At 63.6% G+C, this 25,128-nt stretch carries 27 protein-coding genes; 21 read left to right on the top strand and 6 right to left on the bottom strand.

Annotated features, from left to right (window positions below; translation table 11 throughout):
• Positions 1–215 precede the first annotated feature (215 nt).
• Genes B1964_RS31130 through B1964_RS19840 form a run of 3 tightly spaced genes read left to right on the top strand, consistent with a single transcriptional unit; the run spans position 216 to position 1,637 of the window.
• Complete coding sequence (locus tag B1964_RS31130) at positions 216–659, top strand: metal-dependent transcriptional regulator (RefSeq protein ID WP_253194080.1); 444 nt, start codon at positions 216–218, stop codon at positions 657–659.
• The gene (locus B1964_RS31125) at positions 656–916 is read left to right on the top strand and encodes a hypothetical protein (RefSeq protein ID WP_253194079.1); all 261 of its coding nucleotides are present in this window, start codon (positions 656–658) and stop codon (positions 914–916) included. Before B1964_RS31130 ends, B1964_RS31125 begins: the two co-directional genes overlap by 4 nt.
• A gap of 40 nt (positions 917–956) precedes the next feature.
• A complete protein-coding gene (locus B1964_RS19840; RefSeq protein ID WP_026919844.1) occupies positions 957–1,637 on the top strand; it encodes a response regulator transcription factor in 681 nt (226 codons plus the stop codon).
• Here B1964_RS19840 and B1964_RS19835 read toward each other — a convergent pair.
• The gene (locus B1964_RS19835) at positions 1,634–3,001 is read right to left on the bottom strand and encodes an ATP-binding protein (protein ID WP_020169909.1); all 1,368 of its coding nucleotides are present in this window, start codon (positions 2,999–3,001) and stop codon (positions 1,634–1,636) included. The genes B1964_RS19840 and B1964_RS19835 overlap by 4 nt on opposite strands.
• A gap of 130 nt (positions 3,002–3,131) precedes the next feature.
• Between B1964_RS19835 and efeB the strand changes: the two genes are divergently transcribed.
• The 4 genes from efeB to B1964_RS19815 all read left to right on the top strand — a co-directional run bounded on the left by efeB (position 3,132) and on the right by B1964_RS19815 (position 7,476).
• The gene (gene efeB / locus B1964_RS19830) at positions 3,132–4,439 is read left to right on the top strand and encodes an iron uptake transporter deferrochelatase/peroxidase subunit (RefSeq protein WP_079930995.1); all 1,308 of its coding nucleotides are present in this window, start codon (positions 3,132–3,134) and stop codon (positions 4,437–4,439) included.
• 57 nt (positions 4,440–4,496) lie between these two features.
• Positions 4,497–5,414, top strand: coding sequence for an iron uptake transporter permease EfeU (gene efeU / locus B1964_RS19825; RefSeq protein ID WP_079930994.1), 918 nt, complete (start codon positions 4,497–4,499; stop codon positions 5,412–5,414).
• Between the two features lie 6 nt (positions 5,415–5,420).
• Positions 5,421–6,641, top strand: a complete 1,221-nt coding sequence (gene efeO, locus B1964_RS19820; protein ID WP_079930993.1) for an iron uptake system protein EfeO — start codon at positions 5,421–5,423, stop codon at positions 6,639–6,641.
• Positions 6,642–6,795: 154 nt separating this feature from the next.
• A complete protein-coding gene (locus tag B1964_RS19815) occupies positions 6,796–7,476 on the top strand; it encodes a metal-dependent transcriptional regulator (protein ID WP_079930992.1) in 681 nt (226 codons plus the stop codon).
• 17 nt (positions 7,477–7,493) lie between these two features.
• Here B1964_RS19815 and B1964_RS19810 read toward each other — a convergent pair whose 3' ends face one another.
• Positions 7,494–8,165, bottom strand: a complete 672-nt coding sequence (locus B1964_RS19810; RefSeq protein WP_290440719.1) for a metal-dependent transcriptional regulator — start codon at positions 8,163–8,165, stop codon at positions 7,494–7,496.
• A gap of 200 nt (positions 8,166–8,365) precedes the next feature.
• On the opposite strand from B1964_RS19810, the gene B1964_RS19805 reads away from it, so the two are divergent.
• The gene (locus tag B1964_RS19805; protein WP_253194077.1) at positions 8,366–9,199 is read left to right on the top strand and encodes a hypothetical protein; all 834 of its coding nucleotides are present in this window, start codon (positions 8,366–8,368) and stop codon (positions 9,197–9,199) included.
• A 206-nt stretch (positions 9,200–9,405) separates the two neighbouring features.
• Here the strand turns inward: B1964_RS19805 and B1964_RS19800 are convergent, their stop codons facing one another.
• Positions 9,406–10,161, bottom strand: a complete 756-nt coding sequence (locus tag B1964_RS19800; protein ID WP_079930989.1) for an ABC transporter permease — start codon at positions 10,159–10,161, stop codon at positions 9,406–9,408.
• Between the two features lie 119 nt (positions 10,162–10,280).
• On the opposite strand from B1964_RS19800, the gene B1964_RS19795 reads away from it, so the two are divergent.
• The 4 genes from B1964_RS19795 to B1964_RS19780 all read left to right on the top strand — a co-directional run bounded on the left by B1964_RS19795 (position 10,281) and on the right by B1964_RS19780 (position 14,545).
• Positions 10,281–10,919, top strand: coding sequence for a VTT domain-containing protein (locus B1964_RS19795; RefSeq protein ID WP_079930988.1), 639 nt, complete (start codon positions 10,281–10,283; stop codon positions 10,917–10,919).
• 34 nt (positions 10,920–10,953) lie between these two features.
• The gene (locus B1964_RS19790) at positions 10,954–12,366 is read left to right on the top strand and encodes an ATP-binding protein (protein WP_079930987.1); all 1,413 of its coding nucleotides are present in this window, start codon (positions 10,954–10,956) and stop codon (positions 12,364–12,366) included.
• A 168-nt stretch (positions 12,367–12,534) separates the two neighbouring features.
• Positions 12,535–13,395, top strand: a complete 861-nt coding sequence (locus tag B1964_RS19785) for a hypothetical protein (RefSeq protein ID WP_079930986.1) — start codon at positions 12,535–12,537, stop codon at positions 13,393–13,395.
• Between the two features lie 436 nt (positions 13,396–13,831).
• Positions 13,832–14,545, top strand: coding sequence for a phosphatase PAP2 family protein (locus B1964_RS19780; RefSeq protein ID WP_244421191.1), 714 nt, complete (start codon positions 13,832–13,834; stop codon positions 14,543–14,545).
• A gap of 277 nt (positions 14,546–14,822) precedes the next feature.
• Here the strand turns inward: B1964_RS19780 and queD are convergent, their stop codons facing one another.
• Positions 14,823–15,191 carry a 6-carboxytetrahydropterin synthase QueD gene (gene queD / locus B1964_RS19775; protein WP_006371819.1) on the bottom strand — a complete coding sequence of 123 codons (369 nt, stop codon included), beginning with the start codon at positions 15,189–15,191 and terminating at the stop codon, positions 14,823–14,825.
• Positions 15,191–15,832 carry a 7-carboxy-7-deazaguanine synthase gene (gene queE / locus B1964_RS19770; RefSeq protein ID WP_079930985.1) on the bottom strand — a complete coding sequence of 214 codons (642 nt, stop codon included), beginning with the start codon at positions 15,830–15,832 and terminating at the stop codon, positions 15,191–15,193. Before queE ends, queD begins: the two co-directional genes overlap by 1 nt.
• A gap of 125 nt (positions 15,833–15,957) precedes the next feature.
• On the opposite strand from queE, the gene B1964_RS19765 reads away from it, so the two are divergent.
• The 9 genes from B1964_RS19765 (at position 15,958) to clpB (ending at position 24,515) form a co-directional block, all read left to right on the top strand.
• Positions 15,958–16,230, top strand: coding sequence for a helix-turn-helix transcriptional regulator (locus B1964_RS19765; RefSeq protein ID WP_079930984.1), 273 nt, complete (start codon positions 15,958–15,960; stop codon positions 16,228–16,230).
• Positions 16,231–16,475: 245 nt separating this feature from the next.
• Complete coding sequence (locus B1964_RS19760; RefSeq protein WP_050955302.1) at positions 16,476–17,000, top strand: hypothetical protein; 525 nt, start codon at positions 16,476–16,478, stop codon at positions 16,998–17,000.
• A gap of 21 nt (positions 17,001–17,021) precedes the next feature.
• Positions 17,022–17,615: a hypothetical protein gene (locus B1964_RS19755; protein ID WP_006371823.1), complete on the top strand. Its 594-nt coding sequence runs from the start codon at positions 17,022–17,024 to the stop codon at positions 17,613–17,615.
• Complete coding sequence (locus B1964_RS19750) at positions 17,612–18,862, top strand: PfkB family carbohydrate kinase (protein WP_172398906.1); 1,251 nt, start codon at positions 17,612–17,614, stop codon at positions 18,860–18,862. The genes B1964_RS19755 and B1964_RS19750 overlap by 4 nt, the downstream gene beginning before the upstream one ends.
• Positions 18,859–19,509, top strand: coding sequence for a 7-cyano-7-deazaguanine synthase (locus tag B1964_RS19745; protein ID WP_079930982.1), 651 nt, complete (start codon positions 18,859–18,861; stop codon positions 19,507–19,509). Before B1964_RS19750 ends, B1964_RS19745 begins: the two co-directional genes overlap by 4 nt.
• A complete protein-coding gene (locus B1964_RS19740; RefSeq protein WP_139765806.1) occupies positions 19,434–20,261 on the top strand; it encodes a nitroreductase family protein in 828 nt (275 codons plus the stop codon). The genes B1964_RS19745 and B1964_RS19740 overlap by 76 nt, the downstream gene beginning before the upstream one ends.
• A 454-nt stretch (positions 20,262–20,715) precedes the next feature.
• Positions 20,716–21,021, top strand: coding sequence for a hypothetical protein (locus tag B1964_RS19735; protein ID WP_139765805.1), 306 nt, complete (start codon positions 20,716–20,718; stop codon positions 21,019–21,021).
• A 193-nt stretch (positions 21,022–21,214) separates the two neighbouring features.
• Positions 21,215–21,643: a hypothetical protein gene (locus B1964_RS19730; protein WP_139765804.1), complete on the top strand. Its 429-nt coding sequence runs from the start codon at positions 21,215–21,217 to the stop codon at positions 21,641–21,643.
• Between the two features lie 319 nt (positions 21,644–21,962).
• Positions 21,963–24,515 (top strand): ATP-dependent chaperone ClpB, encoded by a 2,553-nt coding sequence (gene clpB, locus B1964_RS19725; protein ID WP_014361626.1) that lies wholly within the window; start codon positions 21,963–21,965, stop codon positions 24,513–24,515.
• Between the two features lie 196 nt (positions 24,516–24,711).
• Here the strand turns inward: clpB and B1964_RS19720 are convergent.
• The coding region (locus B1964_RS19720) for an HNH endonuclease signature motif containing protein (protein WP_139765803.1) at positions 24,712–25,128 on the bottom strand (417 nt) is incomplete at its 5' end.

Raw genomic sequence — 25,128 nt, 5'->3', positions numbered from 1 at the left:
TCTGGTGGGGACTCACGTGCGGTCTCGCCACCACCGCGGCCCTGATGTTGATGCGGTTCGTCAGGTCGGCGCAGCGCATCGCCGGCAGTGCGTCGCCCGGGTAGCGCAAGACGGGATCGGCGCTTACTCAGCGTCTCCTAAGCGACCGTCCGAGAGGATCGGTCAACCATGGAGACCTTGCGGGGGCAACCGCGTCGGCCGCAGCTACCTCGTCGATGATCGCGAGGGAGCGCAGTGAGGCAACCGAACGCTATCTTCAGACCATCTTCGAGCTGGACGAGGATCGCGTTGTGCCGCGCCGGGCGCGCATCAGTTCGCGGTTGGGACACAGCAAGTCTGCGGTGTCCCAGAAGATCGAGCGGATGCGTGAGTCGGACCTGGTGCAGATCACCGAGGACCGGCGCATAGTTCTCACCCCATCCGGAAACCGATTGGCGGTGACACGGGTGCGTCGCCACCGGTTGGCCGAACGAATGCTCGCCGACATGATCGGGATTCCACGCATCGATGTTCACGAGATCGCGTGCGGCTGGCAGCAGGCGATGGTCGATGACGTGGAGCGACGGCTCGTTCCGTTGCTGGGCTATCCGGCGACCGACCCATGGGGCAATCCCATACCGGGCCTCTCGATGCTCGGGTCTCCGACGTGCCCGCGGTGATCGGTACCCCGATCTCCGAGCTACCACTCCACACCCCGACGCGTTGTGTCATCCGCCGGTTCTCCGAGTACTTGCAGAGCAACGTTGATGCGCTGGCAGCCCTTCTGGACAACGGGATCGAACCGGGTGTCGAGATCATGGCGACCATCGGTAAAAGCGCAGTGGTACTGGCGAATTCCCGCGCTTCGGCCACGGTTCCGCTTGCGATTGCCTGTTCGGTGCACGTCGAGGCAACCGGAACGTATGGTGCGGTGTGATCATCTTCATGAATTCGGCGAACGAGGCAAGAGTGGGCAGATGCGGGTTCTGGTAGTCGACGACGATCGTCACGTGGCGGAGACAGTGCGCCGGATGATGCTGGCCGAGGGCTGGGTGGTCGATGTGGTCCACGACGGTGCGGCCGGTCTCGAGGCCGCATCCACGGACCGCTACGACGTGATCATCCTCGACATCATGATGCCGCGACTGAACGGCTATGAAGTGGTTCGGGAACTGCGGAAGGCGCGGGTGTGGACGCCGATTCTGATGCTCACCGCCAAGGACGGTGAGTACGATCAAGCCGAGGCGTTCGACTTCGGTGCCGATGACTACCTCACGAAGCCTTTTTCTTTCGTGGTTCTCATCGCCCGGATGCGCGCATTGGCACGGCGGGGCGCGCCGGAGCGCCCGACCGTGCTGGAGGCGGGGAGTCTCACGCTCGACCCGGCGGCGCATACCGTTGCCCGTGGTGTCACCACCCTGAAATTGACTCCCAAGGAGTTCGCGCTACTGGAGTTCCTCATGCGTCACAAGGGCGAGGTCGTGACCAAGGCCGAGATCCTGACCTCGGTGTGGGACGCCAACTACCACGGCGACGACAACGTCGTCGAGGTGTACGTGAGCTATCTGCGGCGGCGCATCGACACGCCATTCGGATGCCGGTCCATCGAGACCGTCCGGGGTGTTGGTTACCGGTTTGCCGCCGACGGCGGAGGCTAGGCCTCCGAGGTGGGTACGGGAACCGTGAAACCGACCGCCGCGCCACCATATTCGGAGTCCCGGACCACAGTCTCCCCACGATGGGCGTGAACGATCTCGCTGACGATCGACAAGCCGAGGCCGGAGCCTCCCGATAAGCGCTGACGCGACGCGTCGAGTCGCACGAAGCGCTCGGTGACCCGCGACTTGTCCACGTCGGCAATGCCGGGACCGTCGTCACCGACCATCACGGTGACGCGATGATCGGGTCCGGTCCGCGTCATCGTGACGGCGATCCTTCCGTACGCATGGCGGGACGCGTTGTCGATGATGTTGCGCAACGCGCGACGCAGCTTCTCCTCATCGCCGATGATTCTCGTCGGGACCAGACGTGCAGTCACAGTCAGGTCGGAGATGGCTTCGAGTCGAACAACTTCGGAGTTGACCAGATCGTCGAGGTCGACATCATCGAGAAGCAGTGGTACCCCGCTCTCGTCCGCACGGGCGAGAAGGAGTAGGTCGGCGACCATGTGTTGGAGCCGAAGCGCATCCGGCAGCATGACGTCGGTCGCGGTATCGGGATCGATGGGTTGCTGTTTGCTTCCCGCGAGATCGAGCAGCCCCACCAGCGTGGTCAGTGGACTGTTCAGCTCATGAGAAGCGTCATTGACGAATTGGAGCTGTCGTTGACGCGACTCTTCGATACGGCCGAGCATGGCGTTCATCGTGTCGGCGAGTTGCGCCACCTCGTCGCCGGTCTGGGGAACCGGCACACGCCTACTCAGGTCACCACCGGAGATTTCCTCGACGCGTTGGCGAATGGAGTCGACGGGTCGCAGGGCTCGCCCGGTCGAGAAATATGTCAGCAATGCCATGACGATGACGATGACTGGGAAAACGATGCAACACAGGATTGCAACCAAGACCACCGTGCGATTGATCGGGTCCTCGGCGGCACCGACGAGGACTGTCAGCGGACCGTCAGGTGAGGCAACGCCGAGCCCTGCTGTCTGGAACTCCTCGGTCGTGTCGGTCGCGTACGCGCCATGGATCGTTCGTCGTTCGCCAGGGGCGAGGGCGCCCGACATCGGACGGTTGTACGTGGGTTCATTCACCGTACGGATGCGGCCCGACGAATCGAGAATCTGGATCACCGCGACGTTCTGGCTTCCAGTCAGCAGGGATTCGTCGATTCCCTGAATCCCGTTGGTGCGCAATTGCGTGGCAATCTGCTCCGCGCGAGTGAACGTGGCGGCGTCGGCACTGCGCAACAGCACATGATGGAGGGCTTCGACGACGACGATCGCAGCGATGGCGAGCGCGATAGTGACCAGGGCGGTGGCGGTGAGTGTCAGTCGCATCCGGACCGGACGGACCCACCCCAAGAGCCGGCGATGAACTCCTGAAAACGGCGACCGCACGGTCGAAGGAAACCACGAGAAACTGTCGAGACGCAATCGCGCAACTCCACAGCACCTTGCCTACTCAGCGTCTCCTAAGCTTACTCAGGCAAGGATGCCCTTCATGAATACCGCGCGATGGGCCGGGATGTCACGGCGCACCGTGTTGGGCGCCGGGGTCGGTGTCGCGGTGGGTGCAGCCGCTGGGGCCGGCGGTGTCGTCATGGCAGGACACTCCGCGCAGTCGTCGCCCGGTGTGGTGGAGTTCCGCGGTTCGCATCAGGCGGGAATCGCCACCGCAGCACAGGACCGACTGCATTTCGCGGCCTTCGACGTCATCACCGAGGACAAGACCGAACTCATCACGTTGTTGCGCTCATGGACCGCAGCGGCCGAACGCATGACCAGAGGGCTCGAAACCGAGCCGGACGGCGCGGTCGGTCAGGGCGCGTACCTTCCGCCTTCCGATAGCGGCGAGGCGCTGAATCTTTCGCCGTCACGGTTGACGTTGACGATAGGTTTCGGTCCCTCCCTGTTCGGTCCCGATGCGAGCGACCCCACGCGTTCCGACAGGTTTGGTCTGGCCAGCCGGCGGCCGGCGGCCCTGACACCGCTGCCCGCGTTCGTCGGTGATCAGCTCGATCCGGCGCGGTGCGGTGGTGACATCTGCATCCAGGCGTGCTCCGACGATCCCCAGGTGGCGGTGCATGCAGTGCGCAATCTCGCTCGGATGGGTTTCGGCGTGGTCAGCGTGCGCTGGTCGCAGCTTGGCTTCGGCCGCACCTCCAGCACCAGCGCCGCTCAAGAGACTCCGCGAAACATGTTCGGCTTCAAGGACGGTACTGCCAACATCAAGTCCGAGGACACGCCTACGTCGGACCGCTGGGTGTGGGTCGCGAACTCGGACAACTACGATCCCGAACAACGCAACTCGGCCGCATGGATGACCGGTGGGAGCTACCTGGTGGCCCGCCGGATCCGGATGCGCATCGAGACGTGGGATCGTGCATCACTGTCCGAGCAAGAACTGGTGATCGGACGCAGTAAGGGAACCGGAGCACCACTCGGACAAGCAGCAGAATTCGACCGGCCCGACTTCAACATCACCAACGGTAGTGCGCCCGTCATCGCCCGCACGGCGCACGTGCGGCTGGCGCACCCGGACAATCTCGACGGCGTACAGATCCTTCGGCGTGGCTACAACTTCACCGACGGCTCCGACGGGTTCGGACATCTCGACGCCGGGTTGTTCTTCATCGCCTATTGCCGTGATCCGCGAAGCCAGTTCGTGCCGATGCAACGTGCGCTGGCAGCCAAGGATGCAATGAATGAGTACATCACGCACAACGGGTCGGCGCTCTTCGCCTGTCCTCCTGGACTTTCCACAGACGAATGGTGGGGGCAACGTCTGTTCGAGGCCTGAGCGCCGTTCTCCCTCAACAGTTCTCGCCAGTAGCAGCGCCTCGATTGGAATCCCGACATGACTCTCGTTCACACGTCTCTCGCCGGCCCATCTGTTCCGGCCCAGCTCTTCGGTAGCGGATTGATCGGGCTCCGCGAGGGGCTCGAAACGGGCATCGTCGTCATGGTATTGATCGCATTCCTGGTCAAGGCTGATCGCCGTGACGCGTTGAAGTGGGTGTGGGCCGGTGTCGCCACGGCGGTCGCGATGGTGGTGATCATCTTCCTGGTGATCCACTTCGGGACCTCGACCGTCAGCACGCTCGGTGCCGAGCTCATCGCGGGAGTCGCGTCGCTGGTGGCGGTCGTGATCGTCACATCGATGCTGTTGTGGATGAGCAAGGCTTCCGCGCACATCTCCGCCGACCTCAAGTCGGGCATGTCCACGGCGCTGACGAGAGGCCGGTTCGCGGTGTACGGCCTGGCGTTTCTCGCGGTCGGTCGAGAAGGGTTCGAGACCGCCTTGCTGATGGTCGGCTACGCCGACAGCGTCTCCGGCGGACTCTGGCCATTGTTGGGCTTGGTCATCGGCGTCGCGGTGGCCGTCGCACTCACCGTCGGGCTCTACCGCGGAGCGGTCAACCTCAACTTTCATGCATTCTTCCTCTATACCGGTGTCTTTCTCATCTTCGTCGCCGCCGGAATTCTCGGATACGGCGTACACGCCCTCCAGACCGTCGGATGGTTACCGGGTGGGGCGAACCTCGCGTTCGACATCTCCGCTGCTTTCGACCAATCCTCTTGGTATGGAACGATTCTGGCGGGAATCTTCAACTTCCGACCCGATCCGACGGTGCTACAGGTGGTGGCCTGGGCGGCCTATGTCGCCGTTGTCCTGTCGCTCTTTGTTCGGTCCAACCGCATCGCGCGCCCCGCAGCCGCCGCCCGCGATGCCGAGACCTCCCAGACTCCGGCAACTCCAGACGCCGGTCACTGAAAGGAAATGTTCGAGGTGAAGAGAACACTCGCCACGCCGGTGGCGGTGGTGGCAGTAATGGTGGGCGTGCCTGCTGTGCTCGCTGCCTGCACGTCCAAGGACTCCGGTACCGGCAGCATCGAGGTGACCTCGACCGCAGACACGTGTGACCTGTCGAGTTCGACCGCACAGACCGGCAACGTGTCCTTCAAAGTCGCCAACTCAGGCTCCAAGGTCACCGAATTCTATGTGTACGCCAACAACAATCGGGTACTCGGCGAGGTCGAGAACATCGGCCCAGGACTGTCGGGGAACCTGACGGTCGAGATCACCGATCCTGGCACCTACACCGTTGCCTGCAAACCGGGCATGGTGGGGACCGGTATCGAGAAGAAGATCACGGTGTCGGGCGAGAAGAAGCAGAAGACCGACGCACCCGCCGACGTGAACGCCGCCAAGGCCCGGTACCTCGACTATGTTCGCGGCCAGGCGGCCGGATTGCAGTCGCAGACCGAACAGTTCGTGGCGGCAGTCAAAAGTGGTGACCTCGCTGCCGCCCGTGCGGAGTTCGGTCGGGTTCGCACCTTCTACGAACGTATCGAGCCGGTCGCCGAATCGTTCCCCGATCTGGACCCGGCGATCGACATGCGTTGGGACGATACCGAGAACGGCTCGCAGCCGTTCACCGGATTCCACCGCATCGAACGCTACTTGTGGCCGCCTGCCGCGTCCGAGATCGGTGACGCCGAGGGCCAGATCGCGCCAGCTGACGCCGCCAACGCCAAAGCCACCGACAATGCCACGAGCATTGCCGAGGTCGCCGACGGACTGGTCGCCGATGTGACAAAGCTGCGTAATGAAATCGACAAGCCGGACTTCTCATTTGAGACAAGACAATTCGTCGCCGGTCCACAGGCCCTGATCGATGAGGTTGCGCGCACCAAGGTCAACGGTGAAGAGGACCGGTACTCGCACACCGACCTCTGGGACTTTGCGGCGAACCTTGATGGGTCGGAAACACTCATCGCCGAGATGCAGCCGATGATCAGCGCGAAGAACCCGGATCTGATGAACAAGATCACCGCCCAGTTCGCCGACGTGCGAGCGACGATCAACCGATTCCGCGACGGCGACGGTTACGTCACCTACACCCAGGTCGATGCGGAACAGAGAAAAGATCTGTCCAACAAGATCGATGCCCTGTCGGCCTCATTGTCGCAAGTGCCGGGAATCGTACTCGGGACGTGACGCCGTGGAGGGACGCACTTGCGACGCAAGTATGTCCCTCCATCGCCTGGGACAGAAAGCTTGGTGCCCGCTGAGAGCGATTAGGGCTCGGCACACCACTGATCTACCGTGCGCGATGTCGATTGTGATCGGCGCGAAAGGAGAGTCAACGCCGATGAGGCAGGTCAGCAGTGCCATGGAGGCCTATCTCCGCACTGTGTACAACCTCATCGAAGACGGTGTTCCGGTCCGTCGCGCTCGCCTGCGCGACCGGCTCGGACAGGCGGGCCCAACGGTGACCAAGGCCGTCCTGAGACTGGTGCGTGACGATCTGATCAGCGTCGGAGACGATCAACTGATCACGCTGACCTCCGACGGGTTCGAGATCGCCGAGTCGGTCACCCGACGGCATCGGCTCGCCGAACGGATGCTCGTCGATCTGCTCGACGTTCCGATCGTACGTGCTCATGATGAGGCGTTGCGATGGGAGCACGTTCTCAGTGACGATGCCGAACGTGGTATAGCCGCAAGACTACTGGGCGACCTCGACTCTCCCTGGGGGCTACCGATTCCCGGGCTCGACCCACGTCGCGAGAACACGGACATCGTGCTGCCGGGGCAGCGACTCGATGAACTCGGGACACCTCCGCACGACTGTCGTGTCACGATCAGGTCGATCTCTGAGGATGCGCAGGGCGACTCCGTGATGATCGACGCGCTCATCGCGGCCGGCATCATCCCGGGGGCTCCTGCACGCGTCCGCTCTGCGGGCGGGTGCTACATCGTCCACGGGCTCGACAAGTTGGAGATCCCGACGAAGTACGTCCATGCGATCAGAGTCGTGGTGCAGACGTGATCAGTGGCTCAGTGAGTTCACATTCTGACAACGTGGACGAGATGGGCGCTGTCGGTCGGCAATTCGTAGGCGTGGGTGCCGCGAAGTAGATAGTGTGAACGCCGCGCGACAGCCGTGATGCGAGACCCGGGAACGATCCCGGCATTTACCAACGCGCGCACCGTATCCGGATCATTCTGAGCTTCCTCGGAAGTGGATTCGACGATGACATCGGTGGGCGCACGCCCGGCGACCAACTCGGTCAACGATGTTCCGGTGTGTACCGGCACCACTCGGTTCTCCGCGCCATCGTCCGCCGACGGAATGGGGTTCCCCCACGGGGACTTCACCGAACCGTCCACGAGATTGCTGATCGCACGTTCGGTGTCGTCGTTGATGACCTGTTCCCACCGTATTGCTTCGGAATGCACGCGCGACACGGGTACCCCGAGAATGTCGGTCAGCATGCGCTCGGCCAGGCGGTGTCGGCGGACGACGGAGGCGGCGATACGGTGGCCGGCGGGCGTGAGTTCGATCAGGTTGTCCGGTGTCGTCGTCAGCAACCCGTGTTCCTGCAGTCGAGCGACGGTCTCGGAGATGGTCGAACCAGCGACACCGAGCCGTTGCGCCACACGGATCCGGCGCAGCGGGACGCTGTCCTCCATGAGGTTGTATATCGTTCGCAGACAATTGATCCCGGCCGGGCTCACGGGTGGTTCAGGGCTGTCCACGTTGGCTCCTCCTGTCGAGGCGGCATCCGCTGATCATGGGCGTGGGCGATGATGGCATCGACATTACGGACGAGAATCAGCGCCGCAAGCTGCACTCAGTCAGTTCTCAGCCGCGGGTCGCACTCGCGGCTCAACTGTGCTCAGCCTCCACTAAGCGATGCTCGAGCAGGGTGGTGGGCATGAAGAGCGGTCGAGCGTCGAATCCGTCCAGCGAACCACCACACCACGTGGGGTTGAGCAAGGTTCCCGAGGTCACCATCTACTTCTGGATCATCAAGATCCTTGCCACGACGGTGGGTGAGACGGCTGCGGACTATCTCAACATGACCCTGGGATTCGGGCTGCAATTCACGTCCGTGATAACCGGTGCCCTGTTGGTGGTCGCGCTCTTCGCTCAGTTCGGTGTGCGAAGGTACGTCCCCGCGATCTATTGGTGGTGTGTGCTGGTCATCAGTGTTGCCGGCACGCTGATCACCGACAACCTCACCGACCACTGGGGAGTCCCACTGGAAGTGTCGACAGCCGTGTTCGCCGCGATGCTGATCCTGCTGCTGGCCTTGTGGTACGGGGTGGAACGGACACTGTCCATCCACTCGATCCGTACCCGCCGCCGCGAAGGGTTCTACTGGGCCACGATCCTCACGACTTTCGCGCTCGGCACCGCCGCCGGCGACCTCATCGCCGAGCGCATGGGCCTCGGATATCGGACGTCACTGGTCTGCTTCGCCGTGGTCATCGCAGCCATCTATCTGTGCCATCGGTTTCTCGGTCTCACTGCAGTGGTGGCCTTTTGGGCCGCATATATCGTCACGCGTCCGCTCGGCGCGTCACTCGGCGATCTGTTGACCCAACCTGCCGATGTCGGCGGACTCGCCATTGATTCGACTCTCGTCAACATCGTGTTCCTGATGGTGATGGTCGGACTGGTGGCCTACCTGACGATGTCCCGTGTTGACCGAATCGAGGACGATGTCCGCGACGGTGTGGCGCGAGAGGCGCGGGTACGGAGGTGAGTGCGCGCGCGCTGCTCAAGACGGTCCTCTGGATCGGTGCAATCTGTGTGGTGCTCCTGGTCACAGTGGCCTTGGTCCTGCCACATTTCTCGGACGCAGATTGGTTGCCCGATTTCGTCGGCTGGGTGGGCGTTCGGCGACATGTCGGACGACCACGCTGAGCTTTGTCACAGCGCTCACGCGGTCATAGACGTTCGCAGTCAGACTCATAAATGTTCGCGGGCAATCAATTCCACCGTTTCTGCCATTGCAATTGAGCTGACGGCAAGCAGTGAGATGAGAACGAACAACTGCATGATCGCCGCCGTTGTCGTCGACGCGCCGCCGAGAACCATCCCGACGAAGGCGCCGGGAATGGTCACCAGTCCGACGGATCGGGTTTGGTCCAGACCGGGGATGAGTGCCGAGGATGCCGCGGTGCGAATGATCTCCAGTCGGGCGTCGCGTTCGGGGAAGCCCAGTGCCCGTGCGGCGTCCGCCTCCCCGTGACGACTGACCAACTCGTCGTGAGCGCGGCGGCCTGCCAATGACGTGGTATTCATCGCACCGCCGAACATGATTCCGGTGGTGGGGATGATCGCGATGCCGGTTGCGGGAATCACTCCCACAGCGACGAAGCAGGCCACGACGAGCATGGTCGGTACGGCAACGGGCACAAGGCACGTCATCACCTGGCGGGGGGACGGACGGTGGGTGACGACACGACTCGCCGAAGTCCAGGACGCAACGACGGCCATGACCCCGACGAAAGCCAACGCCGCCGGCAACCGGGTGATGACCACGGCAAGGATCGCGGCCAGCGCGGCCAATTGGACAACGGCGCGAATCGATGCGACGGCGGTGTCGCGAGCGAGGACCGCACTCGTGGTCCAGTTGACGGCGATGGCGATGGCGATCAGTACCAACACGCCCACCACGAGCGCCGGACCGAGGTGAATCAACGTCGCGGTTCGGTCAGTCACGAGACGGCCCCTTCGATGTCGGTGTCTGAAGACACTAAGCGCGCCTTAAGCCGCGCGCTCGTAGATTTGGCTCGGCGAATGAGAACAGCGTCGCCACACACTGATTGGGAGGTTGATCGATGACGGGAATCCTCGATCCGGTCACACTACTGGGTTACTTCGGTTCGTGGGCGTTGGTCGGGCTACTCCTGGTCCTCGCTGTCGAGTCAGGGATTCTCTTCCCGGTTCTGCCGGGGGACACGTTGCTGTTCGTGGTCGGGATGGTGATCGCCGCCGGCGGGAAGGACGGGGTCGATGCATTCGCGCCCCTATGGCAGGTGTTGCTGCTCGCGCCACTGGCCGCAATTGTCGGAGCCGAAGTTGGTTTCGCCATCGGTCGGACAGTAGGTACCCGTTGGTTCGGTCCCGGCAACAGGATCCTGAAGCAGAGTTACGTCGACGACGCGCGCGAGTTCTTCCAGCGACGAGGTTCGGCGACGGTCGTGCTCGCCCGGTTCGTGCCCGTCGTGCGAACACTCACCCCGATCGTCGCCGGAGCCGCTGGCATGCGCCACCGAACGTACCTGGCCTACAACGTGATCGGTGCGGTCGCCTGGACGACCGTCGTCACCATGTTGGGATACTGGCTGGGCCAGTTCGCGGTCGTGCAAAAGTTGATCGAGCCCATTTTCGTGGTGATCGTGGTGGCCTCTGTGGCGCCGTTGATCATCAAGGCCATTCGCGCGAGGCGGGTGCGCCGTGCGTCTTCGGCGGTCTGAGGTCGACACTGTCGGGTCTGACAGCGGACGATACGTGGTCTGGACGGCCAACGCGCTGGTAGCGCAGCTCTGGTCTCGATGCCGTCCGGTGCGGATGCGGCTGACGGTGGTTGCCGCCGGGTTGGTCGCTGCGACCCTCGCGGTCGCGGGACTTCTCATCATCGTGCTATTCCGGCACGTCCTCGTCGATGATGCCGATTCGGCCACGTCGGCCCGCGCCGAACAGATCGCAGCGGCGGCGACCGACGAGGGGATCGCCGGGATCGATCGCTCGATGATGACGAACGGCGACAACATCGCCGTCATAACGGTCATCGACTCGTCGGGCCGAGTACGGCTGAGCAGCAACCCGACTCTGTCGCAGGCCGCCGCGAACCCGACGACCCGGGACCCGTCGCGTCACGACGGCGATGTGTCACGCGTGCAGGCACATGATCTACGGCTCGCGACCACGCAGGTCGCCACACCCGACGGGGAACTCACCATCGAGGTCGGCGCCGCCGAGGGACCCATTCATGCTGCAGTCGGAGCCGTGGCGCTGATCTGCGCCATCGTGTTCCCCCTCGTGGTGATCGGTATGGCACTGCTGACCCACCACTTCGTCGGTCGTGCGCTACGGCCGGTCGATGACATCCGGCGGCGCGTCGATGCGATCTCCGGAGGTGACCTCGCCCATCGTGTTCCCGTCCCCGGTACCGGGGACGAGATCGCGACTCTCGCATCAACCATGAATGCCATGCTCGATCGAATTGAGACCGCCCGAACGCAGCAATTGCGGTTCGTCAACGACGCCTCTCATGAACTGAACAGCCCATTGACGACCGTGGTCGGGCTGCTCGACCTGTGCCGCGTCACCAGGGAACCGATCGATGCGGATACCGTGTCGACGGTGTTGTTTCCCGAGGCGCAGCGTCTGCAACATATGGTTGCCGACCTTCTGCTTCTGGCGCGCTCGGATGAGCGCGGCCTCCAGCTCCGAGTGAGCTCTGTGGACCTCGACGATCTGTTGAGTGAGGAGGTCGCCCGGCTGGAGGCCATCTCGGCCCTCGACATCGAGGCGGCGGTTGTGCCTGTACAGCTCAACGCGGACTCCGAAAAGGTTCGGCGTGCACTGCGCAACATCATCGACAACGGTGCGCGTCATGCGAGAAGCAGGTTGGTCGTCGAGATGACTACCGAATCCCCGACAGATACGGTGCGGGTCTTGGTGTCCGACGACGGTCCCGGCATCGCGGATGCCGACAAGTCGAGAGTCATCGATCGATTCGTCCGTTTGGACCCCGCTCGTTCCCGGACCGCCGGGCAAGCAGGGCTGGGATTGGCCATCACGGCCGAGATCATCCACGCGCATGGCGGCGAAGTCATCATCGACGATTCGGCAATGGGTGGCGCTTCGGTGGGATTCACCCTTCCGCTGCGGTGCATCGTGCCTGTGTCGCAACATTAAGCCGCGCTGAGTCCGATTGGCGTAAGTCTGGTTGCCGGAACAAGTTGGCCAACCGTACTTTTGGGTGCAATGAGGTTGTGCGGCGCACAGCCGAGTCGCAGGCTGCCCCGAGGATCGGGGTGGATGCTGGGTTGACACGCACCCTTTCGCTGATGAGAAGCAGAACGGATGATCATGACCGATCCCGCACTCGAGTCGACCGAACCGTCTGGTACCGGTCGTTCCGCATATCGTGACCGCACTGATCCGGGCGTTTCGGGCTTTCTCGACGAGCCCTTGGGTTTGAAGGTTCCGCTCATCGGCGTCTCGTTCTGGGTGGTCAAGGTGATCACCACCGGTATGGGCGAGGCGATGTCGGATTTTCTGGCAAAGTTCAGCATCGCATTGCCTGTGCTGGTCGGTGTCATCGCGGTGGCGGTGGCCATGGTGAGGCAGCTACGTGCCCGTCGCTACCACGCCCCCACGTACTGGAGTGCGGTCGCAGCGATCGCGATATTCGGTACGGTTGGCGCCGATGGGCTGCACGCGGTCGGTGTTTCCACCACGGTGACGAGCCTTTTCTATGCCGTCGTTCTGGGTGTGTGGATGGTGCTGTGGTATCGCAGCGAAGGGACTCTCAGCATTCATGACATCACCACGCGCCGACGCGAGCTCTTCTATTGGGGGACGGTTCTTCTGACGTTTGCCCTGGGCACGGCGCTGGGGGACTGGAGTGCGTTCTTCCTCGGTCTGGGATTCGGGGGTTCGATCGTGCTGTACGCGGCGCTCATCGTGGTACCCGGAGTTGCGTGGAAGTTCCTGCGCCTCAACAGTATCGTTGCATTCTGGGCAGCGTATATCCTCACCAGGCCCTTGGGTGCATCGATCGCCGATTGGCTCGGCAAGCCTTCCCCGATCGGGATCGGTTGGGGAGACGGGGTGGTTGCTCTGGGCTCAGTCGCTCTTGCCGCGATTCTCGTTCTGGTCCTCTGGAGAACGCGTCGGGACGACCCCAACCGACCGGTCCTGCGCACTGATGGTGACCGGTGAACCGGCAGTTCATTTACGGTGGGGCCGGTCTCGGTAGGACGGCACTGCTCGGTTCAGCTTGCGCATCAACGAAGTCGGGCTCCGTATCGTCACCGGCTCCCGACTCTGCGGGCCAAGTCGTGCGGGCGATCCGCTGACCGAGGTGTTCGGAAAAGGTCAGAAGCTCACAGCGATTGCCGTCAAGTTCGACTGCGTCATATCCGAGCCGCCCGAGAATGATATTGTCCGTTTAGTGGTTCCACGAGTGATTACCGTTGATTCTCAGTCATGACAGCTCAAGAACGGGCTATATGAAAGGGTCAATTAAGCTATTCGGGGAAGTCGATCAATATTAACGCGAAAAATACAGTCTATGGACGGACCATAACTCCGCGCCGGGCGCACCACTAAGCGCAGCTCAGTGTCCCCTAAGCATCTGCGGGCCAGCATGATCGACATGGGAATCTCCTGGTGGCGAGCACAACTACCCCCGTTGCTCATCGCTACAGTGTGCATCTTTGGGGTGGGCCTGGCCTACGACGGTGGGCCCTTCTGGATCGACGGTGCGGTGATGAACTGGATCGCGGGACACCGCGTCGCACCCCTGGAGGCGGTGTCGACGGTGTCGTATCTGTTTGGCCCGCTGCTGGTAAGTCTGTGGTCAGTTGTGGTGGCCGCGATACTGATCGTGCGTGACCGGTCGGTCGAACGTGCGCTGGCAGTTGTTACAGGGGTCGTCGGAGCAGCGATGATCACTGAATTGATCAAACTGGTTGTCGCCCGCCCCCGCCCACCCATGTACTACCACCCCGGCATCACCGAGATGACGTACTCATATCCGTCCGGACATGTCACCGGCACAGCCGGATTGGCGCTGACGACCGCTCTGGTCGTCACAGCCACTGCGTCGCAAACGGTTCGGCGACTCGCCGTCACACTTTCCATGGCGATCACCGTTCTCGCCGCACTCACGCGGCTCTATCTGGGCGTGCATTGGTTAAGCGACGTTGTCGCGGCGGTGGCCGTGGCCACCGCTGCAGCGCTCACCGCTCCCCGATTGGTACATGATGGTCTCCGCCAAGCACAACGGCAGTTCCCCAACCGACTCCCGATCTGGGCTCGGCCCACCGATCCTCTCGCAACGAAAGAGGCTGCACCCCATGGACGCTGATTGTATCGCCGCACGCTCACCACAACACGTGTCGAGCAAAGTTCCCGAAGTGACTGTCTACTTCTGGATCGTAAAATCCTCGCTACGATCGTTGGAGAAACCGCCGCCGACTGCATTAATGCCACACTCAGTCTAGGGCTGCAGTCAACGACGGTGGTCGCACCAACGCGCCTACCTGAACGTCAGGTCCACGAGCAGCTGATGGTCGGCCCTACGGCTACGCCGCCCATCCAGATCACCATGGCGCCGCCGCCCACGCGGCTGTCAGCTTGCCTACTCAAGCGCCTTCCGTAGCGTGTCCTCGATACACGCAGCCACCGCGCTTGGATTCCCACACGGTGACGCATGTCCTGGGCAGGTCGGCGGGCAACCGGTCCCAGATCCAGATCGCGAGCATCTCACTCGTCGGATTGTCGAGGCCCTCGATATCGTTGAGGCAGTGATGATCGAGTTGCCGATGCAGCCCAGCGAATGCGTGATCGATGTCGGCGTAGTCGAGGACCCAGCCATGTTCGGGGTCGATCGGTCCACGCACGTCGATCCGGACGTGATAGGAATGTCCATGCAGATTGCGGCACTTGTGGCCGTGGGGTACGTGCGGAAGATAGTGTGCTGCTTCGAATTCGAACTCTCGGAAGATCTCCATCAACGGATGCCTATGTGCTTGTGCGTCTGGATGCTCAACCGCCACTGGGGATTCTCGAGACAGTAGCGCACAGCAAGAGCCGTATTCTGCTCGACGTCGGGACCATCCATTGGCTGTAGCCAGAGCCGGTCGAATCCCAGGCTCTCGAACCGTGCAGGGTCGACGCCGTCTTGCGGAAAAACGAGTTTCAGTTCATTCCCGCTTGTGATCGCGAGATCGGTGCCGCCTTTGGGGCTGACGCATACCCAATCTAGGCCAGGCACAGTCGATCTGGTGCCGTTTGTCTCGACGGCGACTTCAAAACCGGCCGCATGCAGCCCCTCCACTAGCGGCGCGTCAAGTTGTAGCAGAGGTTCACCACCGGTGCAGACGACAAAGCGGGCGGCTCGTGGGTGCGACGCTCCCTGCCAAGTCGCTGCAACGGCGTCGACGAGTATGTCCGCGCTCGCGAAGACCCCTCCGCCGTCGCCGTCGGTCCCGACGAAGTCGGTGTCGCAGAAGCGGCATATTGCGTCCTTCCGGCCATGCTCTCGGCCGTTCCACAGATTGCAGTCGCTGAACCGGCAGAACACGGCCGGCCTGCCGGTGTTCTGCCCTTCTCCCTGCAGCGTGTAAAAGATTTCCTTCACCTGGTAGGGCATCCGCTTCCCCTCCAACCGGACGTACTGGCCTTCGGGGCACGAACCCCTGGTAGGCGACCGTACCGGAGGCGACTACCGCCGACGTCGATCGACCCGTTGATTAGAATACATGTATTATAATCAGCATGGCTCGGAGTCCGGTTCCGCCCGAAGATCGGGCGCATGGCAAAACGCTGGGCCGACTCATCGCCGAGACGCGGTCAGCGCGTCAGCAATCAGCGCCCCAGCTCGCTGCGCAGTCGAAGGTTTCGATCGACGCCGTGCGCAGCATCGAGTGCGGGCGCGTGCCGCTGCCGTCATTCCTCACCGTTGCGCGATTGGCCGCTGCGCTGGGCTTGAGTCTTGACGATCTAAATTCGCGCGCGGGCGGACCCGCCAGCGAAGAGAGTCGACGATGACGCTGGCCGCGGGCACCTCTGCGATGCACTTGAGTGATGCAGGTCCCTCGATATCATTGAGCCCCTTGGGATTTGAGTCTAGAAATGTGCATTGGGGGCACGTTTGGCAGGTCGGCACGGCGCACTACTGGGTGGCGGTGACTGCGGACGCTGCGGCCGCGCGTCCACGATCACAGCCGGGACGGCACCGACTGGGGCGCGACTTTGTTGAGGAGGTGGCCGCTTGCCTACTAGGCGGTTACGGCATGCCGTTCGAAGTTGGTCTCGCGGGCTTCCATGCGGTGCGCGACGCCGGACTGCTCGCCGGCACGCCGAGCGCGGCGGAGGTAGCGGCCGTGCTGTCGGCCCCTCTTCATGTCGGCGACCGGCAGGTGCGATACCGGTTTCCGCGTCAACGCGCGAGATACCTCGCCGGCGCTCTGTCGAGAATCAGCGAGGTGGACGCCCTGCCGACCGAGGCGCGTGCATTGCGCGACTGGCTGCTGGTGCTGCCCGGCATCGGCCCGAAGACTGCCGGGTGGATCGTGAGAAATCACCTGTCCAGTGATGATGTGGCGATCATCGATGTACACATCCATCGTGCTGCCGTACGCGCTGGTGTGTTCGACCCACGCTGGCAGATCGACAGGGACTATCGCCGAATGGAGGCGTTCTTCCTGGCGTGGGCCAGCCGTGGGGGGGTGCATGCCGCCGACCTCGATGCGATGATCTGGGCCGCGGGCGCGCAAGAAGTGCGAACCCGCAGAGGCGCCCCACGTTATCGTTCGTAAATCACGACCCGAAGGAGGACGATGAGCGGTTCAGATGCACCAGTAAGTAGCGCATCCGGGTACGGTGCCGGGGCCGGCGGTGACGGGGTCGACTGCCATTCGTTGCAACTTGTTCGGACGCTTCAGGCGCCGGTGCCTGACGTTGTCAAGGACCTGCATATCGATGACGTCTGTCATGTTCTGTTACGCGCGGGTCCGCCTGAAGTCGTGGTGATCACCGACGAGCTCGATCGCGATGCCGGCGGCATATTGCCGACGATGGCCCTCCTCAGTTGCTTGCGCCGCGGGGTCGAGTACGTAGCGGTTGTTCGTGCTATCGCTGGCGGTGCCATCGAGCTGAACGTGCAGGCGCGGGACTGCACGACGTTGCGGCGTCTGGTCAAGATACGGCTGGAGCCGGGATGCTCGGTCGCCACAGGCGATCTCCTGACGGTGGAGGCGGCCACCGGAATTGCCGCCGAGCATCGCGTCGCTGTCGCCGGCGGGGCGACCGTCGGCCAATTCGATTGGGATGAGGCGCTGGCCGCATGTCTGGACGAGGGCCTGCGCTTCCGGGCGCAGATTGTGTCGATCACCGACGCAGGTGTGTTGGCGGTAATCCGGGGAGCGCCGTGATCGTCGTCGGTGGTAGCTATCACGAGAGCGTGCTCATTCCAGACAGCGAGCAGTTCGCTGGCAGCGGCCTGCGCGCGGCGGCAGCGATGCCCGCTGGTCGATGTGAGCTGGTAACCGCGGTCGACGAGGCGCACACAACGGACGCGGACAGCGCCTACGCCACCCTCGGCGTGAGCGCGCGAAACGTCGGTCGCGATCAGCGCGTCGGATTCCGGTACACGACACCGATGTCGTCACCGGTGATCGACGGCCCGTCAGCAATCCTGAACACACCGCTGACGGCGGACGACGAGACGGTACTAGTGTTCGGGATGGTCGAGACCGGGTCCCGCTCGATACGTGCCGATCGTTTAGTGTTCGACCCCCAGCAACCACGGGGACTCGAAGCCGCAGCCCTTGCCGACATCCAGGCAGACCGGCTGGTGGTGGTCGGCAACGCACGCGAGATCCGCGCTCTGGCAGAGGGCGAACACGACCTGCAGGTCGCTGCGGCCCGCGTCGCCGCGCAGACAGATGCAGTCGGGGTGATCGTCAAAGACAGTGCCCGCGGCTGCCTGGTTGTCGACCGCGCCTCCGACCGGATCGTCCGCGCCGGTGCGTACCCGACCAGGTCGGTGTGGCCGATCGGTAGCGGTGACGTGTTCGCTGCCGGGTTCACCCACGCCTGGGAAGGCGGCGCGACACTGGCCGAAGCCGCCGCGGTGGGTAGTGCCAGCGCTGCATGGTGGTGCGCTACAAGAGTATTCGCGGTGCCCCCGAAAATCCTCGGCGGAACTGACCCGAGCACAATCCACCCGGCAATTGCGTCCGAATTGCCAGCAGCGGACGGGCAGTTCGACGTGTACCTGGCCTCACCGTTCTTCTCGCTGGCCGAGCGGTGGCTAGTCGAAACCTGTCGGAATGCGCTGTCAGGGATGGGAATCACAGTGTTCAGCCCGTTCCACGACGTGGGGCCGGGAGGCGACGAGGTAGCCGGACCCGACCTCGACGGATTACGCGACTCCAACGCCGTGTTGGCCGTTGTCGACGGCTGGGACCCCGGCACGATCTTCGAAGTCGGCTGGGCACGTCGACACGAGCTTCCGGTAGTCGGGCTCGTCACTGACATTGACAACGACGGCACCAAGATGCTCGTCGGAAGTGGCGTTGAGCTGCATCAAGACCTGTCGAGTGCGCTCTACCGCGCAGCATGGGCCGCCCAAGGCGCTGCGCTTGTTCCCGAGCGGATCCGGGGTCGGTCTGAATGACCGTTGCGGCAGACACCACACCCCCGGGGACATCCGGTGTTCTGCTGCTGTCCGGCGGCCTCGATAGTACTGCGCTCGCCGCGATCTTGCGGCCCACCTTATGCCTGGCCATAGCCTACGGACAGCGTCCGGCCGCGGCAGAGACACGCGCGGCGGCCGCGGTCTGCCGGGAACTTGACCTCGACTGCGCCACAATCACATTGGACCTTGCGGCGATCGGCAGTGGGCTTCTCCTTGACGACGGCCCCGCGCCACCTGATGCCGCCAGCCCAGAATGGTGGCCGTTCCGCAACCAACTTCTGGTCACCGCTGCCGCCGCTGTCGCCCTCAACCATGGCTTGCACGACGTCTACATCGGCACTGTCGCCGGCGACGGGGAACGCCACGCCGATGGCACGCAGGCGTTCTACGACGCGCTGAACACGGTAATGGCGGTTCAGGAGGGAGCAGTGAAAGTACACACTCCCGCGATCGGGTGCTCAACCACAGATTTACTCCGTCGAAGTGGCCTCGGGCCTAGCCAACTCGGCTGGACGACCTCCTGCCACCGCAGCGATACCCCCTGCGGTGCATGCCCGGGCTGCTGGAAGCGCCATCGGGTGCTGGCCGACCTGCAGATCCTCGATCAGCGGGACGAGCGCTCGTGAACCCCCTAGATCAGTACCATCCGGCGAGCTCATTCGAGCAGGCCCGACATGTCAGGCCCGGCCCGGTAGGCGGTAGCCGCGCCCCATCCGTTCGCCGTTCCCTCGTTGCCCCGACCGACGCTGCCGCCGACTTCATCCAGGTCAGCGACGTCGGACCCAGCCGTCCGTTCGCCGAGGTCGTCGCTGATCGAGTGAGCTCCCGCCGACTGACCCCACCGTCCGCAGAAGAGATAGGACTCGTCATCGCACGTGCGGGACTGAGCCGAGCGACAGCGACCGACAGCACCGGCATGGCAATCGGCAGTCGAGCAGCCCCGTCCGCTGGTGGCAGACATCCATTCGAGCTCGCTCTCCTCGCACGTGACGTCCGCGGTATCCCGCCCGGCCTATGGGTGCTGGACGCGCACGCAGCCGTGCTCCGGCGCGGCACGATCACCGACGAGCGCGCTACGTCCGCGCTCGCTGACATCGCGGACGCGACACGCGCTGGTAACCCGCCCGCAGCGGTGTTCGTAGTGGCCGATCCAGCCCTCACGCTGAGCAGATACCCACTCGGCGACTCGCTGCTGTGGCGTGAGGCAGGTGCGCTGCTGATGCTTCTGCACCTTGCGGCCACCGACATCGGGCTCAGCTCGTGCATTGTCGGGACCACCGGACGCCTCCTCGACAACGAGCCGTACCAGGACGGCCCGATCGACCTCGGCTGTGTCTGTCTGGGGCACCTGGCTCCCGATCCAGCCCCCGTGGTGTAAGCCAGCAGATAACGGACAGCCTCGCCAAGACAAAGACACGGCAACCCGTTTCCTCCAGCAGGCTCTGCAAGAACCGGAGATGATCACCGAACTCAAACGCCCGCCGGGCACCCGCGTGCTGGCCCGGCACGGAGCATCGGTCCAGAGTCTGGTCGGTCGCCACTCGAATAGCGCGACCGACTCGTGCGGCGACAGGCGGCAAACATCAACGGCGACTACCGAATCGCGACTCCGTCCCACACCCCGCGATGTCGTCGAGACTATCGTGTTCCCGCCTCGGACCGTGCACCGCACGCGACGGGATCGACCGTCGACATCACGGGAGCCCACGATGTTCGGCACCACTTCGACATTCGAGGCTTTCAGCACGACGTGTCACCGCTCACGGGCCTCGAACCGGTAGACGAGACGACGAGGTGCCTGAAGAGCTCGACGGTCGTTTACGAGCATGGGTATGCTGACTGCATTGGAGGCGAGGATGATGCGACAGCCGGGCTTGCTCGAGATCATCGACGGCCGCGATGCAGGAGTTGTCACGGCACGGCAAATGATGACGCAGCTCTTGGCCATCGACTACACCGAGGGCTTCAATCCCAACGTGAACGATGCTGCGAGTGACGCTTACGTGCGCGGTAATTGGGACGACATCGAACATGCCTTCGTCACCCGGCGTATCACCTACCGCGAGTATGAGACGCTCTTCCGTGCACTTCGTAGTCAGAGCGAGACAGCCCGTTCGGACGCCAGCCGAATAGTGTGAACTGCGCGGACAACTCACATGGCCGCGCGCCAAAGCCTCTACGATCACCTGCTGCGGTGCTGCGACCGCCTGTGAACCGAGAGCGGGCTCGGCAGCGGCCAGTCGGTAGAGATAAGTCGAATACTGTTGGGCAGCAGAGTATTTCCGCGTCTTTCGAAGACGCGTATCGTTCCGAAAACGGCAGGAGAAGTCGATGGAGGAGAAGCGAGACGTCGTTGCTGATTTGTTGAACACTACGTTCATGCCCACCGACGCCGGCGAGTACACGGACGGCATCATGGCTATTCTCCGCCGTATCCCTGATGGTTGGGGGCGCGCGGTGAGGGTGTCGCGTGGCTGGTATCCGATCATCGTTGACCTCGATACCCGACTGGCCACGATCGATCCGGAATACAAGGTCTGGCAGGTCAAACAGAAATACGGCGGTCTGCGTTACTACATCGAGTCCAGCAATTGGGAGGACGGCGAGCTAGAGGATCGGCTCAACGACCTCGTCGAGATAGCCGAAGATCTGTCCTACCGCACCTGCGAATGGTGCGGAACCCAAGATTCAACCGTCGACGCCCGTCATCTGAACGCGTGGATCGCCACACTGTGCGACTCATGCACGGCAACCGCATGACCGCCCGCTCGTCGAGGACGCCCGACGGGCGGGATGCGTCTCGCGGTTCACTCAAATGACGCCGCTGGTTGCCGGTGATGTGATGAGTTCAGTCCAGAAATTGTGACGGTTGTGGTTGGTGTGGCGATCCAGTCCAGGAATCCAGAAAAGGCGCCTTCCAGTCCAGACTTTGACCGCGCGCGGCACTTGCCGAGTGTGACCCATATCACCAAACTGCATAAGTTGAGCGGAATGCACTCAACCTTGCTCGCGTTGTAGGAGTCGAACGGCCATACTTGAGCCGTACCGACTTAAGAACGTAGAGAAAGGTGCACCCGAAGTGGACAGCTTCACCCCGACCACCAAGACACAGCAGGCGTTGAGTGCTGCGGTGCAGGCGGCGGCCGCTGCTGGTAACCCCGACGTGCGTCCCGCCCATATCCTGGTCGCTCTGCTCGACCAGTCCGACGGCATTGCCTCGCCGCTGCTCAAGGCGGTGGGGGTCGATCCGTCGACTGTTCGTACGCAGGCCCAGGGCATGGTCGATCGCGCGCCGACGGTGGCCAGCGCCAGCGCTCAGCCGCAACTGTCGCGCGAGTCGATCGCCGCGGTCAGTGCCGCCCAGCAGCTCGCGACCGAATTGAACGATGAGTATGTCTCGACCGAACACCTCGTCGTCGGCCTCGCGACCGGCGACTCCGAGGTCGCCAAACTGCTGCACAATGCCGGTGCGACACCGCAGGCATTGCGTGAGGCCTTCGTCGCCGTGCGCGGCAACGCCCGCGTGACCTCCGAGGATCCGGAGTCGACCTATCAGGCGCTGGAAAAGTACTCGACCGACCTGACCAAGGCCGCCCGAGAGGGCAAACTCGACCCGGTCATCGGCCGCGACACCGAGATCCGTCGCGTCGTGCAGGTGCTCTCCCGTCGGACCAAGAACAACCCGGTCCTCATCGGTGAGCCCGGCGTCGGCAAGACCGCCATCGTCGAGGGGCTCGCCCAGCGCATCGTCGAGGGCGATGTGCCGGAGTCGTTGCGCAACAAGACCGTCATCTCGCTGGACCTCGGTTCGATGGTCGCCGGCGCGAAGTACCGCGGCGAATTCGAGGAGCGGCTCAAGGCCGTGCTCGACGAGATCAAGGGTTCGGCCGGTCAGGTCATCACCTTCATCGATGAGCTGCACACCATCGTCGGCGCCGGTGCCACCGGCGAATCCGCGATGGATGCGGGCAACATGATCAAGCCGATGCTGGCCCGTGGTGAGCTGCGACTGGTCGGCGCGACCACGCTCGAGGAGTACCGCAAGTACATCGAGAAGGACGCTGCGCTCGAGCGCCGCTTCCAGCAGGTCTACGTCGGGGAGCCGAGCGTCGAGGACGCCATCGGAATTCTTCGCGGCCTCAAGGAGCGCTACGAGGTGCACCACGGCGTGCGCATCACCGACTCCGCATTGGTCGCTGCGGCAACGCTTTCCGACCGCTACATCACCTCGCGATTCCTCCCCGACAAGGCGATCGACCTCGTCGACGAGGCCGCCTCGCGGTTGCGGATGGAGATCGACTCGCGCCCCGTCGAGATCGACGAGGTCGAGCGTGTCGTCCGACGCCTCGAGGTCGAAGAGGTCGCGCTGGAGAAGGAGCACGACGAGGCGAGCAAGGACCGGCTGGAGAAGTTGCGTCAGGAACTGGCCGATCAGCGCGAGAAGCTCAACGAGCTCTCGGCGCGCTGGCAGTCGGAGAAGACCGCCATCGACGCCGTCCGCGACGTCAAGGAACAGCTGGAAAACCTTCGTGGAGAAGCCGACCGCGCCGAGCGTGATGGTGATCTGGGACGGGCCGCCGAGCTCCGGTACGGCCGAATACCGGGCCTGGAGAAGGAACTCGAGGCCGCGATCGAGAAGACCGGCACCGATCCCGACCAGGACGTGATGCTGCAGGAGGAGGTCGGCCCCGACGACGTCGCGCAGGTCGTGTCGGCGTGGACGGGTATCCCCGCGGGCAAGATGCTCGAGGGGGAGACCGCCAAACTGCTTCGCATGGAACAAGAGCTCGGGCGCCGGGTCGTCGGGCAGCAGGCCGCCGTGGTGGCGGTCTCGGATGCGGTGCGTCGTGCACGTGCCGGGGTTGCCGACCCCAACCGGCCGCTCGGATCGTTCCTCTTCCTCGGACCGACCGGCGTCGGCAAGACCGAGCTGGCCAAGGCGTTGGCGGAGTTCATGTTCGACGACGAGCGCGCGATGGTGCGCATCGATATGAGTGAGTACGGCGAAAAGCACGCCGTGGCACGACTTGTCGGTGCCCCTCCGGGCTACGTCGGGTACGAGCAGGGAGGTCAGCTGACCGAGGCGGTGCGTCGTCGGCCGTACACGGTGGTGCTCTTCGACGAGGTCGAAAAGGCGCACCCGGACGTCTTCGACATCCTGCTGCAGGTCCTCGACGAAGGACGCCTGACCGACGGCCAGGGCCGCACAGTCGACTTCCGCAACACCATCCTGATCCTGACCTCCAACCTGGGGTCCGGCGGCGACGCCGATCACGTGATGGCGGCGGTGCGGGCGGCATTCAAGCCGGAGTTCATCAATCGTCTCGATGACGTGGTGATCTTCGATGCGCTCAGCCCCGAGGAACTGGTGTCCATCGTCGACATCCAACTGGGACAACTGCAGAAGCGGCTGGCGCAGCGTCGACTGGAACTGCAGGTCACGCCGAAGGCCAAGGAATGGCTGGCCGAGCGCGGATTCGACCCGCTATACGGTGCCCGGCCGCTGCGGCGTCTGGTGCAGCAGGCCATCGGCGACCAGCTCGCCCGAGCCCTGCTGGCCGGTGACATCCGCGACGGTGACATCGTTCCGGTCAACGTCAGCGCCGACGGAGAGTCGTTGGTGCTCGGCTGATTTCACCCAAGAGATGGGCTGTCCCACTGCGGTGGGGCAGCCCATCTCTCATCTTCGGGTGCGCTTTTTCTGATGGTCGAGAACCCTTCCTCCGATGGTCGAGGCGCCCTTTCCCTGTTGGTCGAGGTGTGAGCGCGTGCGCCGAGCCTCGAGACCCGTTGAGCCACAGCTGGTTCCACCCCATCGCGAAGACCTGTCACCCTGGGTAGGTGACAATCACCTGCCCCGTCCGTCGGTTCCGCCACTCCACCCGCCGATCGGTGTAGAGCGTCGGCACCCACTCGGCGAGGTGTTTGCGTTGGTGATCGGCCCGACACAGCGGGATCAGATCACCGAGCACCGTCCAGCCCCCGGTCTCGGGGTCGGCATGGTTGAACGGCCGCCAGTGGTCAAGGTCGCACAGGTGTGACGGCATCCCGCAGTACGGGTATCGGCACCAGGCGTCGTTGGCCAGCACCTCAGCGCGCAGGGCGGCGCTGGGTGCATAGGTCAATGCCCCAGGGGGTGGCACGGTGTGACCACCGTGTCCGGTCGGATCCGCCGGCGGGGCTTGCGCGCGGTCGGAGATCTGCGGGATCAACGGACCAGCCGTGCGTGCGGATTCGGGGTAGTG

The organism is Gordonia sp. i37 (assembly GCF_002043085.1).
Classification (GTDB): Bacteria; Actinomycetota; Actinomycetes; order Mycobacteriales; family Mycobacteriaceae; genus Gordonia; species Gordonia polyisoprenivorans.
The sequence above is the reverse complement of the archived record's forward strand: the minus strand, read 5'-3'. Positions and strand labels throughout refer to the sequence as shown.

Bases quoted from the DNA above. Each gene is read 5' to 3' on its own strand.
- B1964_RS19755 (WP_006371823.1), top strand. From the start codon at position 17,022: ATGAGCGGTTCAGATGCACCAGTAAGTAGCGCATCCGGGTACGGTGCC.
- B1964_RS19740 (WP_139765806.1), top strand. From the start codon at position 19,434: ATGCCCGGGCTGCTGGAAGCGCCATCGGGTGCTGGCCGACCTGCAGAT.
- queD (WP_006371819.1), bottom strand. From the start codon at position 15,191: ATGGAGATCTTCCGAGAGTTCGAATTCGAAGCAGCACACTATCTTCCG.
- queE (WP_079930985.1), bottom strand. From the start codon at position 15,832: ATGCCCTACCAGGTGAAGGAAATCTTTTACACGCTGCAGGGAGAAGGG.
- B1964_RS19745 (WP_079930982.1), top strand. From the start codon at position 18,859: ATGACCGTTGCGGCAGACACCACACCCCCGGGGACATCCGGTGTTCTG.
- B1964_RS31130 (WP_253194080.1), top strand. From the start codon at position 216: ATGATCGCGAGGGAGCGCAGTGAGGCAACCGAACGCTATCTTCAGACC.
- efeU (WP_079930994.1), top strand. From the start codon at position 4,497: ATGACTCTCGTTCACACGTCTCTCGCCGGCCCATCTGTTCCGGCCCAG.
- B1964_RS19795 (WP_079930988.1), top strand. From the start codon at position 10,281: ATGACGGGAATCCTCGATCCGGTCACACTACTGGGTTACTTCGGTTCG.
- B1964_RS19815 (WP_079930992.1), top strand. From the start codon at position 6,796: ATGAGGCAGGTCAGCAGTGCCATGGAGGCCTATCTCCGCACTGTGTAC.
- efeB (WP_079930995.1), top strand. From the start codon at position 3,132: ATGCCCTTCATGAATACCGCGCGATGGGCCGGGATGTCACGGCGCACC.
- B1964_RS19765 (WP_079930984.1), top strand. From the start codon at position 15,958: ATGGCTCGGAGTCCGGTTCCGCCCGAAGATCGGGCGCATGGCAAAACG.
- B1964_RS19780 (WP_244421191.1), top strand. From the start codon at position 13,832: ATGGGAATCTCCTGGTGGCGAGCACAACTACCCCCGTTGCTCATCGCT.
- B1964_RS19730 (WP_139765804.1), top strand. From the start codon at position 21,215: ATGGAGGAGAAGCGAGACGTCGTTGCTGATTTGTTGAACACTACGTTC.
- B1964_RS19760 (WP_050955302.1), top strand. From the start codon at position 16,476: ATGCCGTTCGAAGTTGGTCTCGCGGGCTTCCATGCGGTGCGCGACGCC.
- B1964_RS19805 (WP_253194077.1), top strand. From the start codon at position 8,366: ATGAAGAGCGGTCGAGCGTCGAATCCGTCCAGCGAACCACCACACCAC.
- B1964_RS19735 (WP_139765805.1), top strand. From the start codon at position 20,716: ATGCTGACTGCATTGGAGGCGAGGATGATGCGACAGCCGGGCTTGCTC.
- efeO (WP_079930993.1), top strand. From the start codon at position 5,421: ATGTTCGAGGTGAAGAGAACACTCGCCACGCCGGTGGCGGTGGTGGCA.
- B1964_RS19785 (WP_079930986.1), top strand. From the start codon at position 12,535: ATGATCATGACCGATCCCGCACTCGAGTCGACCGAACCGTCTGGTACC.
- B1964_RS19840 (WP_026919844.1), top strand. From the start codon at position 957: ATGCGGGTTCTGGTAGTCGACGACGATCGTCACGTGGCGGAGACAGTG.